10 protein-coding genes are annotated in these 16,009 nt (G+C 37.8%); 5 read left to right on the forward strand and 5 right to left on the reverse strand.

The window, feature by feature from the left end; genetic code table 11:
• Positions 1-74: 74 nt before the first annotated feature.
• Together AB3H93_RS04280 and AB3H93_RS04285 are read left to right on the forward strand one after the other, a co-directional pair.
• Positions 75-1,568 (forward strand): helix-turn-helix domain-containing protein, encoded by a 1,494-nt coding sequence (locus AB3H93_RS04280; protein ID WP_096709042.1) that lies wholly within the window; start codon positions 75-77, stop codon positions 1,566-1,568.
• Positions 1,543-3,255 carry a sensor histidine kinase gene (locus AB3H93_RS04285; RefSeq protein WP_113820743.1) on the forward strand — a complete coding sequence of 571 codons (1,713 nt, stop codon included), beginning with the start codon at positions 1,543-1,545 and terminating at the stop codon, positions 3,253-3,255. The genes AB3H93_RS04280 and AB3H93_RS04285 overlap by 26 nt, the downstream gene beginning before the upstream one ends.
• A gap of 299 nt (positions 3,256-3,554) precedes the next feature.
• Here AB3H93_RS04285 and AB3H93_RS04290 read toward each other — a convergent pair whose 3' ends face one another.
• From AB3H93_RS04290 to AB3H93_RS04300, 3 genes are read right to left on the reverse strand one after another with little or no spacing between them, the layout of a single operon-like run.
• On the reverse strand, positions 3,555-4,508 hold the full coding sequence (locus tag AB3H93_RS04290) for a beta-galactosidase small subunit (RefSeq protein WP_368020198.1): 954 nt from the start codon (positions 4,506-4,508) through the stop codon (positions 3,555-3,557).
• Positions 4,489-6,366 carry a glycoside hydrolase family 2 protein gene (locus AB3H93_RS04295; RefSeq protein ID WP_368020199.1) on the reverse strand — a complete coding sequence of 626 codons (1,878 nt, stop codon included), beginning with the start codon at positions 6,364-6,366 and terminating at the stop codon, positions 4,489-4,491. The genes AB3H93_RS04290 and AB3H93_RS04295 overlap by 20 nt, the downstream gene beginning before the upstream one ends.
• Before the next feature lie 4 nt (positions 6,367-6,370).
• Entirely contained in the window at positions 6,371-8,608 is a 2,238-nt protein-coding gene (locus AB3H93_RS04300; RefSeq protein ID WP_176581826.1) for an alpha-galactosidase, read from the reverse strand.
• 115 nt (positions 8,609-8,723) lie between these two features.
• On the opposite strand from AB3H93_RS04300, the gene AB3H93_RS04305 reads away from it, so the two are divergent.
• The gene (locus tag AB3H93_RS04305; RefSeq protein ID WP_010718997.1) at positions 8,724-9,755 is read left to right on the forward strand and encodes a LacI family DNA-binding transcriptional regulator; all 1,032 of its coding nucleotides are present in this window, start codon (positions 8,724-8,726) and stop codon (positions 9,753-9,755) included.
• Positions 9,756-9,807: 52 nt separating this feature from the next.
• On the opposite strand, the gene AB3H93_RS04310 is transcribed toward AB3H93_RS04305, so the two are convergent.
• Positions 9,808-10,599, reverse strand: coding sequence for a MerR family transcriptional regulator (locus AB3H93_RS04310; protein ID WP_010718996.1), 792 nt, complete (start codon positions 10,597-10,599; stop codon positions 9,808-9,810).
• 99 nt (positions 10,600-10,698) lie between these two features.
• On the opposite strand from AB3H93_RS04310, the gene AB3H93_RS04315 reads away from it, so the two are divergent.
• Entirely contained in the window at positions 10,699-12,438 is a 1,740-nt protein-coding gene (locus tag AB3H93_RS04315; protein ID WP_368020200.1) for an ABC transporter ATP-binding protein, read from the forward strand.
• Positions 12,435-14,222, forward strand: coding sequence for an ABC transporter ATP-binding protein (locus tag AB3H93_RS04320; protein WP_368020201.1), 1,788 nt, complete (start codon positions 12,435-12,437; stop codon positions 14,220-14,222). The genes AB3H93_RS04315 and AB3H93_RS04320 overlap by 4 nt, the downstream gene beginning before the upstream one ends.
• A 235-nt stretch (positions 14,223-14,457) precedes the next feature.
• On the opposite strand, the gene AB3H93_RS04325 is transcribed toward AB3H93_RS04320, so the two are convergent.
• The gene (locus AB3H93_RS04325) at positions 14,458-15,993 is read right to left on the reverse strand and encodes a WD40/YVTN/BNR-like repeat-containing protein (RefSeq protein WP_368020202.1); all 1,536 of its coding nucleotides are present in this window, start codon (positions 15,991-15,993) and stop codon (positions 14,458-14,460) included.
• Between the last annotated feature and the right edge of the window lie 16 nt (positions 15,994-16,009).

Genomic DNA, 16,009 nt, shown 5'->3' on the forward strand with positions numbered 1-16,009 from the left:
GAGTAATTCATCTTGCTTTTCTGTCAATAAAACCGTATTTTAAAAAGAGAAACTGTTTAAAAGGGGGAACAAGCTTGATTAATTTATTATTGATCGACGATGAAAAAACAATCTTACATGGCATAGCCAATTTAGTTGATTGGTCAAACCACGGATTCCAAATTAAAGGCGCTTTTTCAAACCCATTGGAAGCGCTTGATTTTTTCTCTATTCATTCTAATGATATTGATATTGTCATTACTGATCTTATCATGCCTGAACTGGATGGGATTGAACTTGCTCGCCTCTTAAAAAAAAGCAAACCTGATATTCAAATATTAGTGTTATCAAGCCATGATGAGTTTCAACTAGTGAAAGACTCTTTTAAAGAAGGCGTATCCGATTATTTACTTAAACCAAAATTGAATCCAGAAAACCTGCTTTCTGCTTTGAACCATTTGGTTAAAAAAGGCCCAAAAAATCTAGACTCTAAATTCTCTCTAGATAGTGCTTTAACACAATATTTCTCTGGACAAAAAACAACGATATCTAACGATCCTTTTCGTTTCCCGTTATTTTACATCGTCTATAGCGAAATCGATGATTTAGCTCCACTAGCTTCTCTAAAAAGTAACGAAGAACGAGCTGAACCCTGGATTGATTGTCAGCCTTTTACCACTCTCGACTATGAATATGGTTGCTTACTAAATGTTTCTTCCATGGATTGTTTCGAACAAATTCAGACTTCTTTGCGTGAATATGCGCAAAAATCTGATGCATTATTGATTATTTCCCCTTGTTTAGAGCTAAGTGAGCTGTTCGATTGTTTTCAAAGATTAAAAAAATTAGGCAAAGGACAACGTTTTTATCAGAAAAGTGCTGGTGTTGTATCGGAAGAACAATTAGTCCCTTTGATTCCACACTTTGATCAGAGCACGAAAAGCTACTTAACAAAGATTGTCAACAAAGATTATGTATCCGCTATCAGAGAAATGAAATCAGCGATTGAGACTCTGATCGCTTTAAAAATTGACCCTTTATTTTTAAAACACGAAACAATCAATCGTCTCTACGCACTCATCAATGCTTTAGAAGATGGTCAAGGGACGAAAGAATTGACGACATTAAAAATTACGTTACCAACACTTATAACGAACGTCGCCACCATCGAAGATTTTTCCATTACGTTTACTAAAATCATCACTCAATTGATGCGTTGGAGCACGCCGGAAAAGAATGAAAACTCAGAAATTCTGACAGCGATCTATGATTATGTTCAAGAAAATTATCATCAAGATATTTCCTTGCAAATCATCTCCGAAAAATTCCATTTTTCCTATAGTTATTTATCTACCATGTTTACCGAGAAATATGGGATTAGCTTCACTAAATATCTAAAAAAAGTCCGGATACAACATGCGAAACGGCTTTTGCTTGAGACAACCGAGCCACTTTCACAAATCTCTTACCAAGTAGGATTTGCTGAACTTGGTTACTTCTCAAGAGTATTCAAGGAAGAAACTGGGCTAAATCCTTCTCAATATCGAAAAGGAAGTTTGAAACATGAAGAAAAAATTCAAAGAGTATGAACTGGTCACAAAACTACTGGTTGTCCTAGTCATTGCGCTTCTTACTCAAGCGATTATTCTGTCCTTCTTCATTTATGATCGATCCAAAAACGCTTATATCCATCTATTTGATAAATCGAATGAACTAACGCTTGGCAAAATACAACGTGATTTTGAACGATTGAATGATAATATCGAAAATACCTTAACGATGGTCGCTAACAACCCTGCAGTCGAAAATTATTTCTCTAACGATCAGCACTCTTCGTTAGATAACTACGCAAATGTAAAAACGATCCAACAAATGAACCGAAGCTTTACTTCGATCTCTCCTTCCATCAATTACGATCTGATGATCTATGGTGAAAGTGGACATACCTTCGTTGGAAACGAGATGCTTGCCAGTATGGATGCTGCGGCATTCATGAGATCTGATGTCGCACAAAAAGCAAAGGCACATAAAGCATCGACCCAAATGTTCTTTGTCGACTTTGGTTTGACTACTCGTGACCAAACAAAAAGCAGCATCCTATTCATTAAGAAATTGACTTCCTCGTTGAATCATATTTATGGGTATGCTGTCATTGCGATAACTGCAGATGAGCTAGCGAATTTATTCAATGAAACGATCCATTCGGAGGTCTCCAAAATCTATCTCATCAATGAAGCAAATCAAATCATTACCTCCAATGAAACTGGCATGATTGGTGCCAAAACCAACTTGTTAAATGATTTAAATACCAATGAAACAAAAACAGTTGATTATAATCGTTTAACACGTGTTCCATTATATCGACAAAACTTAGCTTTGATTAGTAAAGTAAATATTCGTTCACTAGTCAATCAAATGGGACTGATTGTTCCGATCGTCCTTTTTAATTTGATGACTTTAATGGTAGTTGGTGCTATTGTCTTTCGCTATATGAACCGTCAGACAAAGTCGATTTATGCCTTGATTCAGTCCTTAAAACATATCAAAAAAATTCCTAATAATACCCAAGTAGACGTTCAAGGGACCTACGAAACAAAGACTTTAGGCACTACAATCAATCAACTATTAACAACGATCGATGAGAACTATTTTACTTCAATTGAAAACGAAAAGAAAAAACGCCAATTAGAGATTCAAACGATGCAAGCCCAAATCCAGCCTCACTTTATCTACAATACGTTAACTAGTCTAAAATTTTTGATCTGGCAAAAAGAAAATCAAAAAGCAATTCATGGAATCGATCATTTTATTGATTTGTTGAGAAGTACCATTGGGAAAAAAGCAGAAACAATCACTGTCGAAGAAGAATTAAAAAGTGTGCAAAGCTATATCCATATTCTTTCATTGAGATATGGTGATGATATCGCCACTCGGATCATGGTACCCGATGAACTATACCCTTTTAAAGTGCCCAATATGATGATCCAGCCAATTATTGAAAATGCTTTTTTACATGCTTTTCAAACAAAAAAAAGTGGGTTTATTACTTTATTCGGAAAAATTCATGAAACACAATTGATCTTTGAAATCGTAGATAACGGTGATGGATTTGATACAAATCAAAAGAAAAAAAACAAGGACTATTTTTCTGGAATCGGAGTCAAGAATGTGAACGAACGAATCAAATTGCTTTACGGCAAAGAGTATGGATTGCAGATCCAATCGATTATGGGTGTTGGAACAACGGTAAAAATCACATTGCCATTAATCAGTTAATTCAAAAATAAACAATTCAGTTAGTTGATACTTATAAGCAATAGACGCTGCCCTTCTAAGATAGATGATCCTAGAAATGCAACGTCTATTTGTCTATGGTTTTATATTTTTTGTGTCTGCTAATAATATGAAAAGCTATTGTTCTTTACCGATACTTAGCTATCAATCCTTCCTTTCTCTAGATAGACAGCATTCAAGTATCAGCTCCTTGAAATAAGCCTAAATTTTTTTTAACATGAAAAGGTGTTTTAAAAAATTGCCTCTTATTTGCTCGGAGCTGACCGCTTCTTTCACGACCTTTACTTCACGATAAAACTAAATTCATGGTCTTCTTCCGCTGAAATATGATACGCTTCTTCAACATCTGCTCCCCAGCTGTTGATTCCTCCTACACCACGTACCTTCCCTTGAATCACTAAGACGGTTCTTCTAGCTGGTGGTAACTCTTCAAGATGTGTGGCATTTTCTAATTCTTCGGCTTTATAGGGGAGAGCTGAAAATGCAAAATCGCCGTTCACTTGTTCAAAGCGTAATGAAAATTCCTCCTTTCCTTGATCCGCATTATTCATCGTAGAATCTCTAGTGATTTCTAGCCATTTCGTCTTCATATGGACACCACAATCTTGTGGCACGAGATAGGGAGTCACTGGTAAACCAGTTACTTTATAAGTACCCTCGATTTCTCCTGCCATTCGATCTGGATACGTTTCTCCTGATAGTCCTTCATATTCAAAATATTTCGCTTTGGTTGGCATAATAAAGCGAAAACCTAATAAAGGTAATTCAGGCAGGCCTTGCTGTCCATGATAAAAGACAGAAATTTTCATTTCGCCATCAGATTGTACTTCATAGTTGACTACGACTTCTGTTTTGGGCACCGTATTGATTTCTAACGTGAATTTGATCGCTGCTGATTGCGCATATTCATGATTGGAATAGCGATTATTGATCGGAGCAATTGGCTGTTCGATTGGTTTTTGATCAATGGAAACTTGAACATTTTTTACTTTCGGGTACATCCCAGCCCCTAGCCACATGGACGAACGATAGCCAAACCCATTCCCCCGATCATTATCCGTCAAAGCCCGCCAAAACGTCGGCAGCGTTTCTCGATACAACCATTCTTTCCCATTTTTATTTAAGGATTCCAACCCACCTCTTGTATAGGAAAAGATATAATGAAATCCTTCACCTTTTAAAGCAAATGTACAATCTCCATAAATAATCTTCATTTTAATCGCTGTATTTTCCATAATAATACCTTACCTCCTGTAATGCCGGTTTTTCTTGACCATCAGAAAAGACGATCCCGTTACCTGAAAATTCATAATCACTTGGACGATCATCAAAGTCCCCACCGTATCTCATTACTTTTTGTTTCGTCAATGGATCGATCACTTGAATCGCTTGATCTTTAAAGTCCCAAATATAGCCACCTTGATACATTGGGTATCGATCTAATAATTCCATGTAAGAATTCAATCCTCCCAACGAATTCCCCATGTCATGCATGTATTCACATAAAATGAAAGGCTTTTCCCCATCATTTTCAAGGTAATCACAGATATCTGTTGGCGTAGCATACATGCAACTCTTGACATCAGAAATCGAATCTTCGAATGCAGGATTAGGGAAATTTCCTTCATAGTGAACAAGGCGATCGGGATCTTTTTCTTTAAAGTAATCATTCATCAAACGAATATTCTCTTCTGCGTAAGATTCATTTCCTAAAGACCAGAATAAAATACTCGTATGGTTCTTGAATGTCTCAAAATTTGTCTGTGCTCTGTCAAGAACGATCTCCCGCCATTGAGGAACGTTCCCCGGTACATTGTAAGACGGCTCAAACGCCCCCATCTTTTGCCAAGAACCATGAGATTCCAGATTGGTCTCTGCCATCAAGTGAATCCCCGCCTGATCACAAAGATAATACCAAGGGATTTGATTTGGATAATGTGAGGTTCTAACCCCATTGATATTCGCATGTTTAATGATTTCTAGATCTTTCTTCATATCCATCAAATCGATAGCTCTTCCTTTTTCAGGATGCCATTCATGTCGATTGACACCGTTGATGATCAAACGTCGGTCATTCAAATAAATGATCCGCTCTTTGATCTCGATCTTTCTAAAACCAAATGGATAGTAACTATACTCCGTCACCCCAGTATCATCAAACGTTTCAAATTCGGCGGTGTATAAATTGGGTTGAAAATGATCCCATAAAGTAATTTTATCTACTGGAATATGCAACGAGATTTGTTCTTCGATTCCCACTTCTTCTTGATGGATCTCTTCTCCTTTGCAATTGAGGAGTCGGACACGTAGCTTTCCGTTTGAAGCAAGATTTTCAATAGTCAAGTCGATATCTACCCAACCGCTTTGAAAAGAGGGATCAACTTGAGGTTTGATCCACATATCCTCTATATGATTTTTCCCTCTGGCGATCAATGAAACATCTCTAAAAATCCCAAAGAAACGGAAAAAATCTTGGTCTTCGAGAAAAGCGGCACTACTTCTTTTATGGACTTCTACCGCTAAACGATTCTCTTCTTCCAGATAAGGAGTTAAATCAAATTCAGAAGGCGTGAAAGAATCTTCTGCATAACCGACAAAGTGCCCATTTAACCAGACATACATTGCCTGTTCGACACCTTCAAATCGAATGGTGATCGCCTTTTCTTTCATTTCTTCATTTAAAGTAAAGTTCGTCACATATGAGCCAACTGGGTTATACTCGGCTTGAGAAAACATCCCCTCGGCTTCTTCCTTACCAGCGGTTGTATAAGCCGGACGTCTAAACTCATGCCCTTCCCATGGATACATCGTATTGATGTAGTGGATCTTGTCGTATCCTGCTAGTTCGATATGCCCAGGAACATCAATCTGATCGAAGCTGCTGTTATCAAATTCCTTTTCAAAAAAATTCACTGGACGTTCTAAAGCATTACGGGAATAGCAAAATTGCCACTTCCCATTCAGTGATTGGATTCTAGTGTTTCCTGTTTCCACTTCTTCTTTAGCACCATAAATAACATGATCACTATGGGCTTTCCTTTGATTTACTCGATACACTTGCGGATCATCTAACCATTCAATCAATGCGTTCATTTTTCTATTCTCCTTCGTCTATACTCATAAAATGAATCAATTCTGTTTGAAAATCGCCATAAAAATCTGGGAAATAAAGACCTATTGTCATTAATTCCGATCCTGAATATACTTTGCCATCTATCTGGTTCTGGTATAGTTTTTCTTCGCTTAGTCCAACAAGGCGTACCTCATGAAATTCGGGCTGTGCATTTGCCAACCGACGATTTATAAATAAGAGGACTTCCTGTTGGTTTTTTGAAACAAATTCCCAGGAAGCAATATTTTGCTCAAAGGGATTTTGTAAACGATAGAAATCACCATATTGGACTGTCTGTCTGATTTTTTTATAAAATTCTACCTGTGCGGCTACTTCCTGCTTTTCCTCACTAGATAATTTTGTTAGATCGAGTTCATATCCAAACACCCCGCCCATGGCCACATCTCCACGTGTTTTTAAACTGGTGACTCGACCCGTTTGATGATTAGGAACAGCTGATACATGGGCAGTCATAGCTGAAATAGGATAAGCTAAGCTCGTCCCATATTGGATATTGATGCGTTCAACCGCATCTGTATTGTCACTAGTCCAAGACTGTGGCATATAATAAAGCAGCCCTGCATCGAACCGTCCACCACCACCAGAACATCCTTCCCAAAGGATATGAGGATAGTCGTTTGTTAAGTTTTCCATCATCTCATATAATCCTAATAGATAACGATGCAAAACTTCCCCTTGGTTTTGTTTGCCCAATGACACCGAATAGACATCAGATAGCGATCGATTCATATCCCATTTGATATAGTCGATCTCCACACTGTCTAACAAATGCCGTAACTGTGTTTCAATCGTCTGCCGGACTTCTTTTCGGGTAAAATCAAGGACGTGTTGAGATCTAGAAGCTGATGGTTGACGACCTGGTTCTTTCATCATAAATTCGGGATGATCCCGATTTAATTGAGAGTCGCTGGAAACCATTTCAGGCTCAACCCACAAGCCAAACTTTAGTCCTTTTTGGTGAACATAGTCAGCGATCCCTTTTAAGCCATTTTTCAATTTCCCTTGATATTCAAACCAGTCTCCTAGAGAAGATTGGTCCGAATCTCTTTTCCCAAACCAGCCGTCATCTAAAACAAACATCTCTATCGCTAATTCGTTTGCTTCATCAACGATCGCTTCGATCTTTTTGCTCGTAAAGTCAAAATAAGTCGCTTCCCAATTGTTGACTAGGATCGGACGTTCTTGGTATTGGAATCGCCCTCTTGCTACTCGTTCCCGTAATAAATGATGGGTCACTTGACTCATCCCATTCAACCCTTGATCAGAATAAGTTAAGAGTATTTCCGGTGTTTGGAAGCTTTCATATGGTTGTAACTCCCAAGAAAAATTATAGGGATTGATCCCACCGATCACTCTAAATTGTTGAATGGCATCTTTTTCAATCTCAAAGGAATGATTTCCCGAATAAACAAGATGGATCCCAATCGCTTCCCCTGTGAATTCAGTTGTTGCATGATTTGTCAAGGCAATGAATGAATTCATCTGATGACTGCTTGAACCACGACGGCTTTCAAATGATTTGATGCCATCTGTTATGCTTTGTCTAGACATCTGCCGTTCTTTGACATGCGCTCCTGGTAAGGCAATCACTTCATCAAACCGGCCTGAATTCGTAAAATCAAGTTGAAAAGAGGCTGCTTTTTCAATCATCACTGGATCATTGGTTTCATTTCTTACCTTCAGCGAACGTGTAATCACTGCTCTTTCTCGATAAATCGTATAGGAAAGATCCACGTAAATCTTTTCTTCACGATCTTTCAACGTCACGATCAACGTTTCTGCCTCTGTATCATTCTTGATATACGCTTGCGGTAATCCAGATAAATTTGGCTTTCCTTCTTGGATCTGAAAACTTTCATAACGTAGATCAAGCAGATTTGATCCATTTTCTCGACGAATCATCAAGGCAGGTAATCGATAATCCATCCCTCCGTGCCCTGAATACTCTTGTGGTAATGTATCTTTTGAATACGTTCGATCTTCATTTAAGGGGACGTTCCCAGAAAAGCCGCGATCTCTGCGAGGATATTTTTTATGATTATGATAATGGGTCGTTCTTTTACCAAAATAAACATGAGCCAGAACTTCACTTTCTTCAATTTGAAGAATATAGGAAATTTCTGAATTGGATAGATGAAATACTTTTTCCTGTTCGTCAAATGTGATTAAAGCTGCTCTTTGATTCTTCATCACTTGTTCCATTGTTTCACCTCTCAAATAAATAGTAACCGTTTACTTTTGTTACATTTCCTGTATACTGTTTACTAAACAAATATGTCAATAAAAATTTTTATTTTTTTGTAAGGGGTGCCATTTTATGGTTGGAATTAGAGATGTCGCAAGAAAAGCCAATGTTTCACCTGCTACGGTCTCAAGAGTTTTGAATGAAGACAAAACGATCAGTGTCTCTGCTGCTACTCGTCAACGGATTTTTACTGCAGCTGCCACATTAAATTATGATATCAACAAGCGAAAATATATTAAAAAACGCCGTCCTTCCATCGGTGTCATTTCAGCAATCAGTAAAGCCAGCGAAGAAAAAGATATTTATTATCGAGAATTACGAGCAGGTCTAGAAGAAGAAGCCAGCCGACTCCATATCGGCATGAATCGAATTTATAATATGTCGGATAACCCGACCGAGTGGAAAGATTTGGATCAATTAGGTGCTATAATCGTAGTCGGTACGATCGATAAAGGTGCAATCGCCGATTTATTGAAACAGAACCGACAATTAGTTGTAGTAGATAATCCAGATATCCAACAAGAAGTGGATATGGTCTATGGGGATCTCGAACGAATGACTAAATCTGTTTTAGAACTTTTTTTAGACAATGGGCACACCAACATCGCTTATATTGGTGGTTATCAAATCGATATTAACGAAGCTGGTCGGAAATCAACAACTGAGAATGAAAAAAGGCTCAGAGCCTACCGCCATTTCATGCAAGATCATCATTTGACCAAACAGATCAATTATTATTTAGGAGAATGGACAGAGGAATCCGGAGAGCAGTTAGCGACCAAACTTCTCGAAAAACAAAAACATGATTTACCGACGGCCATTTTGATCGGTAGCGATCCTTTAGCATTAGGTGTTTATCGAGCATTACAAAAAGACAATCGAAAAATTGGAGAAGAGATCGTTCTAGTTAGCTTCGATAACATCGAGGCGATTGCTGATTTATCTCCTAGTTTAACAAGTGTAGCGATCAATGCAAAAGCCATTGGTCAGTCTGCTGTTCGATTAGCGGTGGAGCGAATCGATGGTTTGAGAGAGGAACCGATCATTGTCACTTATCCTACACGACTAATCATTAGAGAAAGTTTTAACCCTGATAAATCCTAACCAAATAGACGAAGAAGAGCGAGATAACTATCCTTTCCCGCTCCTTCTTCGTCTACTTTTGCTTATCCTCATTTGTTAAGTCAGCTTCTACTTTTTGGCTTTCGATCCATCCTAAATAATATTCATGATAGACTCCTTCTTCCGTTTGCTTCGTTAGCAGATACTGTCCAATCACATTTCCTGTTTGATACCCTCGTTGAGCTAATGTTAATCTTACTTCTTCGATATTGTTCTTTTCGGTATGATTGACTTCCACTTGTAATAAAAATCGATGATAAGTTTTACCAGGCTGATTGTACCAAACAATTTTAGACAGTGGAATTGTGGCTGATGTTTGGTCTGTACAGAAGCCATAAATCATTTCATCGCTCAGCGAAAAATCAAAATACCCACCGAAGCTGGCATAGTTTTCAAGATAGGCTTTCGAATCTAAAATGTCGTCGGAATCCACTATGACGATTGCCGCAAAAGGAATTGTTTCTTTGGTAATGCCTCGATTGTCAATCATAAGTTTTAATTGTTCTTTTCGAGCCAAGATTTCTTCATGTTTTTTTTGCAGACTTATTTTTTCTTGCTTAATCCGCTGCTCTGTTTCTGCAATCGTTGCATAATGTTCTTCGATCGTTTTTCCATATAAATTTTTCATCTGTTTGATTGGAACATCTAATTTTCGATAGAAATTGATGTCATAGATCTGAAAAATATCATCAATATTAAACATCCGATACCCGTTTTCTTCATGGCGTAGAGAATGGATTAACCCTTGCTCATCCCAAAAACGAATCGTTGACTTTGGTACATTTAGTAGTTCCGAGACTTCTCCGATTGTGTAAAGTTTTGGCATTTCCGCTCACCTCTTGTTAATTTTACCGCTTCTTCTATTGACCTTCAAGTAACTTTAAGGTGTAAAATTCATTATTGTCTAGTAAAAGGAGGAAACAAAATGACATTACTTAAACAATTCCTATGGAAGAATAAAAAAATCGTAGGCATGACTTTTTTATTCGTCTGTTTACAAATCATTGGTACACTTGGTGTTCCTAAATTAGTGGCAACATTAATTGATGAAGGGATAGTTACTGGTCAAAACAGTAAAATTTATACCATTGGTCTACAAATGGTATTCATAGCCTTGCTAGGTACTTTTTCAGCGATTGCTTCTAGCTATTTTTCTGCACTAGTGTCTGCAAAATTTGGCTACCAAACAAGGGAAACCTATTTTGATAAGTTCCAACAATTATCGATGAAAGATGCAGATGAATTTGGAAGTGCCTCACTCCTGACTCGAATGACTAATGATGTAGATAATATCCAACAAATGATTGTACTCTTCTGTCAAATGATCTTACCTGCACCAATCATTGCGGTGTTTACAATTGTCATGATGCTTCAATATTCCATGACATTGACATTGATTACATTGATTTCTGTGTTTATTTATGCTGTCGTTATTTACATCTTAATGAAAAAAGGAACCCCTCTATCTCTCAGTATCCAACCAAAAATGGATCGTATCACAGTGACTTTAAGGGAATTTTTTACAGGTGTGAATATGATTCGAGCCTTTAACAATCAAGACTATGAGGAGAAGCGCACCAATCAAACATTTGAGAAGTATGCCACACAGATGATCCGAGTCAATCGCGTATTTGCTTGGGTCACTCCGATTGCTTTTTTATTAATGGGGATCGTATACAGCGCCATTCTTTGGTTTGGTGGTTCGTTGGTCAGTGAAGGTACACTACAGATCGGGACTGTTACTGCCATCGTCGAATATTCGATGCTCACGTTGGCTTATCTAATGACTGCAGCTATGGTGTTAGTCGTCGTTCCAAAATCGATGTCCTCTCTTCGGCGGATCGAAGAAGTGTTGAATCAACCTATTGAGATCATTGATCCGGAAAATCCATCAACAGCTTCGCTGAATATGGATGATGAGCATGTGTTATCTTTTGAACACGTTTCTTTCAGTTATACCAAAGATTCGGAACCTGTATTGGAAGATATCCATTTTAAGGTACCTAAAGGCAAAACAACTGCCATCGTTGGCGGAACTGGTTCTGGTAAAAGTACAATTGCCAAATTGCTTCTTCGTTTGAATGATGTGACCAGTGGACAGATTACATTAGGAGGGCAACCACTTCAACAATTAACACAAGAAATGATTCGCTCAAAAATCAGCTATGTTCCGCAAAAAGCGTTTCTGTTTAGTGGAACAATTTTATCAAACCTGCAAATGGGCAATGAGCATGCAACAGAAGAAGAATTGACCTCAGCTATACGTATTTCACAATTAGAGGAAGTTTTGGATAAATTGCCCAAAAAATTAGCTAGTTTTGTTGCACAAGGCGGAGATAATTATTCTGGCGGACAAAAACAACGGATGTGTATTGCACGAGCGCTCATCAAACCAGCAGATATCTATGTTTTCGACGATAGCTTTTCTGCTTTGGACTACAAGACGGATGCAAAACTAAGAACAGCCCTCCATGAAGAAATGGCTGATAAGACATTGATCATTGTGGCTCAAAGATTGAGTACAATCATGAACGCTGATCACATCATCGTTTTAGACAATGGTCGAATCGTGGGACAAGGAACTCACGAAACACTCCTTGCTACTTGTCTTTCTTATCAGGAATTTGCTAAATCACAAGGGATTTTGAAAGAAGGGAATATATGAAAACAACTGATGTAAAAATGAATAAACATAGTTTGATCCGCTTTTGGAAAATGATCCAATCTGATCACAAAACATTTTATGGCTTACTATTATGTAGTTTAATCGGTAACCTGATGGTCGTTGCAATGCCGATGATCATGGGCGTTGGTATCGATCAGCTTTTAAGTCGAATCCGTACGATCGGGATTGCTGAAATGACATTTCATGATGTCAAGGATGCCCTTTTGTTCCCTGTTTTTTTATTACTCGTTTTTTCTTTTTTAAGTAGTATTACTTCTTTCATTCAAGAATACGCAATGGCTTCATTGAGTGAAAAAATCACACTTAATGTTAGAAAAGAAATGACCAAGAAATTCAAAACATTACCAATGGCCTTCTTTGATCAGCATCAGGTAGGAGATATCATCAGCCGAACAACGACTGGTTTGAATCAACTAGCACAAGTCTTGCTAACAGGGATCAATCAATTTTTCACTTCCATCGTAACGATTTTATTTTCAATTTTGATGCTGTTTTATATTGACAGCAAATTGACGTTACTGATTCTTTTATTGATCGTTGGTAGTTCATGGGTCACTCAACTCTTTGCGAATAAAAACAAAAAGATTTCTGATGACAATCAAACAGAACTAGGTTCATTAAATAATAAAGTGGAAGAATATCTTGCAGGTAACTTGGTCATCAAAACATTCAATCAACAAGATCAAGCGATCGAGTCGATCCGTCAAGTAAATCATTCACAGTACCAAGCATTTAAAAAAGCGCAATTCATGAACTTTGCCATCTATCCAGCGATTCGCTTGATCAATCAATCAGCGTTCATTTTAAGTGCTGTCTTAGGTGGGATCTTAGTAATATCTGGTGGACTCACACTAGGATTGTTACAAGCTTATCTGCAGTACATCAATCAAATCTCTGAGCCGATCTCGACCGCTTCTTATGTCATCAATTCGTTACAATCTGCTATGGCGGCGATTGATCGTATCTTTGAGATTATGGATGAACCAAATGAGCGTTCTGATCACGAAAATACAGCATCACTTGACCAGCCTGCTGGTTCAATCAGGTTCAAAGATGTTCGATTTGGTTATAGTCCAGATAAGATCTTGATGAAAAATGTCAACTTTTCGGCTAAACCAAAACAAACAATTGCAATCGTGGGACCAACTGGGGCAGGAAAAACGACATTAGTCAATTTACTCATGCGATTTTACGAGCTAAACCATGGAAGAATCGAATTCGACGGAATCGATATCACGAAATTCTCTCGTAGTGAGTTACGTAAACACTTTGGGATGGTTTTGCAAAATACGTGGCTCTTTGAAGGCACAGTGGCAGATAATATTGCTTATGGGAAACAGCAAGCTTCCAGAGACGAAATCATTGCGGCTGCCAAAATTGCCCAATGTGATCATTTCATCCGTACGTTACCTGAAGGATATGATACGATTATTTCAAGTGAAAATGGTTCGTTGTCACAAGGACAACAACAGCTATTGACCATTGCTCGGGTATTGCTGGCGAATCCTTCCGTAGTTATTTTAGATGAAGCAACCTCCAGCGTGGATACCCGCACCGAAGCAATGATCCAAAAAGCAATGAATGCTGTCACAGAAAACCGAACCAGCTTTATTATCGCCCATCGGTTATCTACGATTGAAAATGCCGACTTGATTTTAGTGATGGAAAATGGAAATATTATTGAACAAGGAACTCATCAGTCACTATTAAGCAAACCAACACTTTATGCTAGTTTATATAATAGCCAATTTCAAATCACATAAAAGAGGTTGTGAAAAGTGCGCCTTGACCTAAGTAATTTTGAACACTTTTTACCTATTTTAAACCCCATAAAAAAGAGCCTTGGAAAAAAGTCCAGGCTCTTTTTTATGGGTCTATTCTTTCAATCTCTCTTATTCACAAATTCAATCGTTACATAGAGAACTTTCACTTACATAAATTGTCAATGTCTCTCCTTACGCCATTTTCTTTTTGGTGTTGAAATTCATCTAAACTTTTTTAGCGATTCTCTACTTGCGATAATTGTTGTTCGAATTGCCATGTTTCTCCACCATCAGTCGAATAAAAAAGACAAGCAAACATTTTCCCTGTATCGATCGATCCATTTTTTAGGAGGTAAAACTTGGTTTCCAATTTATTGGCACTTACTTGTACCACTTCATTTGGTGACTGGAACAAATCGATCCCTCCCAATTGATACTCACCCGGGATAGCTACCAAGGATTCTTTGAATGTTAGTCCCCCATCATTCGTATAATAGATGTTTTCTCTTGTAGAAAGGAAACCCAATGTCTTCGTCACAAAACTAACATTTTGAATCGGTTGATTTACGATGGTACTGCCGCTTTTTTGCCAGCTTTGCCCTTTATCGTTGGTCGTATAAATTTTTAGACTTTCCGCAGACATTCCTGTAGAGGATGAAAATACCATGACACCTTGATCGTTTGTGAAAAAGTTTGCTTTACGGTAACGAACCTGTCCGCCTTGATCTGTAATCTGACTTTTTTGCCACGTCTTCCCATTATCAGCTGATGATAATAGGTAAACGTTTTTTTGATCAGGTGAATAGATAAACCAAGAAAAAGTAGGAGAAACATCAAATGTTTTGTCCATCCATTCCCCTTTTGCAACAGTACCCGAAGTCAAAGTATAGTCACCAAAACGCAACCAGTCCACAGCAATTGGAACGAAATGCCAGTCTTTTCCTTGATTCGTCGTCAAATACAAGGCTTGTGTTTCTGGGTCTATTTTTACGTCATTCGTTTGCTCAGTGGTCAAATTGACGGATGTTTGAACAGGTTTCAATAAACCGTCCTGATTAGTCGAAGTTGGCATTTTTCTTACTTTTTCTTCGCTTTGCATCATAGAGTGTACATTCGTTGCTACTGGTCCTGCATTAATGAATTGATAAACACCCCCGCCAATCAATAAGAGTGTTCCAACTCCAATTGCTAAATGAGAGTAAAAAGGCTCAATTCTTTTTTTGTTTTTTTGGTCTATCGGTTCATTTACTTGCATAAAAACATAGTATCGATTACTGCCATACCAAGTAAGTTGTTCTCCTAGAAAAAGTGAGACACCCTCCATCGTTTGCAGCAGAAAATAACGCCTCTTTTTCGCAAGTGTAAACTCCTTTTTGTTATGATCACTCAAGTAGAGATAATTTTCGTCCTGAGAGCCAACTGAAATATGTAACATATTCGCCACTTGTTTTTCCAGCCATTGATCATAATGCCTAGAGATGTTCCTCTTTTTGAACCATAGCACAGCAACGAGTAAAAACAAGAATAGTCCTATCACAAAGTCAACATAACTTGAAAAATGGTACAAACTAGTGATTCGCTCCATTTTAAATGAATGTGGATGATTCTGCTTTAAATGATGATAGATGTTTCCCCATCCGACCAAGAACAACAAGTTAGCGATAAAATACATCCCAATTTTCCATGTCATTTTTTTCGTTCGTTGATTGATGATAGACAACATCTTTGCTTTTGCTGACATCAATTCAATAATCAATAATTCTTTATCCATCTTGCCAATCTCCTTT

This window comes from Enterococcus sp. C74 (assembly GCF_040887125.1).
GTDB lineage: Bacteria > Bacillota > Bacilli > Lactobacillales > Enterococcaceae > Enterococcus_B > Enterococcus_B hirae.

Coding starts and splice junctions, on each gene's coding strand:
- AB3H93_RS04285 (WP_113820743.1), top strand. CDS start 1,543: ATGAAGAAAAAATTCAAAGAGTATGAACTGGTCACAAAACTACTGGTT.
- AB3H93_RS04290 (WP_368020198.1), bottom strand. CDS start 4,508: ATGGAAAATACAGCGATTAAAATGAAGATTATTTATGGAGATTGTACA.
- AB3H93_RS04295 (WP_368020199.1), bottom strand. CDS start 6,366: ATGAACGCATTGATTGAATGGTTAGATGATCCGCAAGTGTATCGAGTA.
- AB3H93_RS04300 (WP_176581826.1), bottom strand. CDS start 8,608: ATGGAACAAGTGATGAAGAATCAAAGAGCAGCTTTAATCACATTTGAC.
- AB3H93_RS04305 (WP_010718997.1), top strand. CDS start 8,724: ATGGTTGGAATTAGAGATGTCGCAAGAAAAGCCAATGTTTCACCTGCT.
- AB3H93_RS04310 (WP_010718996.1), bottom strand. CDS start 10,599: ATGCCAAAACTTTACACAATCGGAGAAGTCTCGGAACTACTAAATGTA.
- AB3H93_RS04315 (WP_368020200.1), top strand. CDS start 10,699: ATGACATTACTTAAACAATTCCTATGGAAGAATAAAAAAATCGTAGGC.
- AB3H93_RS04320 (WP_368020201.1), top strand. CDS start 12,435: ATGAAAACAACTGATGTAAAAATGAATAAACATAGTTTGATCCGCTTT.
- AB3H93_RS04325 (WP_368020202.1), bottom strand. CDS start 15,993: ATGGATAAAGAATTATTGATTATTGAATTGATGTCAGCAAAAGCAAAG.